This is a genomic window from Saccharopolyspora rectivirgula DSM 43747 (assembly GCF_000497205.1).
In the GTDB taxonomy this organism is placed as follows: Bacteria; Actinomycetota; Actinomycetes; order Mycobacteriales; family Pseudonocardiaceae; genus Saccharopolyspora; species Saccharopolyspora rectivirgula.
In genome coordinates this window covers 1-1,587 of the sequence record NZ_AYJW01000130.1, presented here as the reverse complement: position 1 = coordinate 1,587, position 1,587 = coordinate 1, and the positions used below count along the sequence as shown (strand labels likewise).

Annotated in this window: 2 protein-coding genes; both read left to right on the top strand. The window is 69.4% G+C overall.

Features of this window, described 5'->3' with window-relative positions; genetic code table 11:
- The first annotated feature begins 329 nt into the window (after positions 1 to 329).
- Entirely contained in the window at positions 330 to 1,115 is a 786-nt protein-coding gene (locus SREC43747_RS0119175) for a DUF4097 family beta strand repeat-containing protein (RefSeq protein ID WP_236623281.1), read from the top strand.
- Between the two features lie 221 nt (positions 1,116 to 1,336).
- Positions 1,337 to 1,587: Hsp70 family protein (locus SREC43747_RS20035; protein WP_037332769.1), on the top strand; the 251-nt coding region annotated here is incomplete at its 3' end.

Genomic DNA, 1,587 nt, shown 5'->3' with positions numbered 1-1,587 from the left:
AGCTCTTCCAGCACGCTTGACCGGCACCGGGCCGTGCCGCCGGTCGGCCGCCGCGGCACGGCCCGGCGGTGCGCTGCGGTCAGCCGATTGCCAGGACCCCGCTGAGCGCAGCTGCTCTGGGAACGCGGAAGCCCCGAGCCGGGTTTCCGGCGCGGCCCCCGCTGCGGTGCCGCGTCGCTGCCGAGGCCACCTGCCCGCCGAGGCGGGCAGCGGAGCCGCGGGTCCCGTCGCATGGGGGTGACCAGGAAACGCGCGTCGGGGAAATCCCGGATGTTCCGGTGGTCGGCGCCGCGTAACTTCGGCAGCGAATCCACGACCAGGGGGCTGTGATGCGGACAGGACTCGCGGTGGTCGGCGCCGCTTTGCTGTTGTTCATGGGGGCTGTGCTGACGCTGGGGCCGTTCGGCGATCCGGAGGAGCGCAGCACCGAAGTCACCGGCATCTCCCGGGTGGAGATCAGCGGTGCGAGCGGGAACGTGCAGGTGCGCTACCGGCCCGGCGACACCGGTGTGGTGCACGAGAAGGTGAGCCGGAACCGGTGGTGGTCGCACGATTCGCAGGTGCACCACCGGGTGGAGAACGGGACCTTGGTGCTGGACGCCAACTGCGGGTGGCGCTGCCAGGTCGACTACGAGGTGACGTTGCCGGCGGAGGTTCCGGTGACCGGGGACCTCGGCTCCGGTGACCTGCGGGTCTCGGGCATGCGGTCGGTGCAGGCCGACGTCAAGTCCGGATCGGTGGAGCTCGAGGACATCAGCGGTCGCGTGGAGGTGCGCGCCAGTTCGGGGGACATCCGGCTGGCGGACGTCCAGGGCGACGTCGTCGTGCGGACCGGGAGCGGGGAGATCTCCGGGAGCGACCTGCGCGGTCGGCAGCTGACCGCGGAGAGCGGCTCGGGCGACGTCGAGCTGGCCGCCTCGGAGGCGGAATCGGTGCGGGTCGAGACCGGCAGCGGGGACATCGAGCTGACCGTGCCGCCCGGTGCGTACGCGGTGAAGTCGCGCACCGGCAGCGGGGAGGAGGAGATCGAGGTCCCCGTGGACCCCAACGCCCGGCAGGAGCTGCTCCTGTCCACCGGGAGCGGTTCGATCCGGGTGGACAACTGGGAGGACTGATCCGGGCCGCGTCGACCGGGCGTGGTCTTCGACCTGGTCGCCTTGTGCGCTGCGCGGGAACAACTAAGCCCTCCGCCGCGTTGCACTGGCAGAAACTTTGAGCGCATCGCGCTCAACCATTTGACGGTGGCGGTGCGCAGTGTGTAAAACGTTGAGTGAGGAAGGCTCAAGGGGCTGTCCGGCCCTGGGCGAATAGGCGATTAGGTCTGGAGGAACTGTTTATGGGGCGAGCGGTCGGTATCGACCTGGGGACGACCAACTCGGTCATTTCCGTCCTGGAGGGCGGCGAACCGACGGTGATCGCCAACTCCGAGGGCTCTCGGACCACGCCGTCCATCGTGGCCTTCGCGAAGAACGGCGAAGTCCTCACCGGTCAGCCCGCTAAGAACCAGGCGGTCACCAACGTCGACCGCACCATCCGGTCGGTCAAGCGCCACATGGGCACCGACTGGAAGAAGAAGATCGACGACAA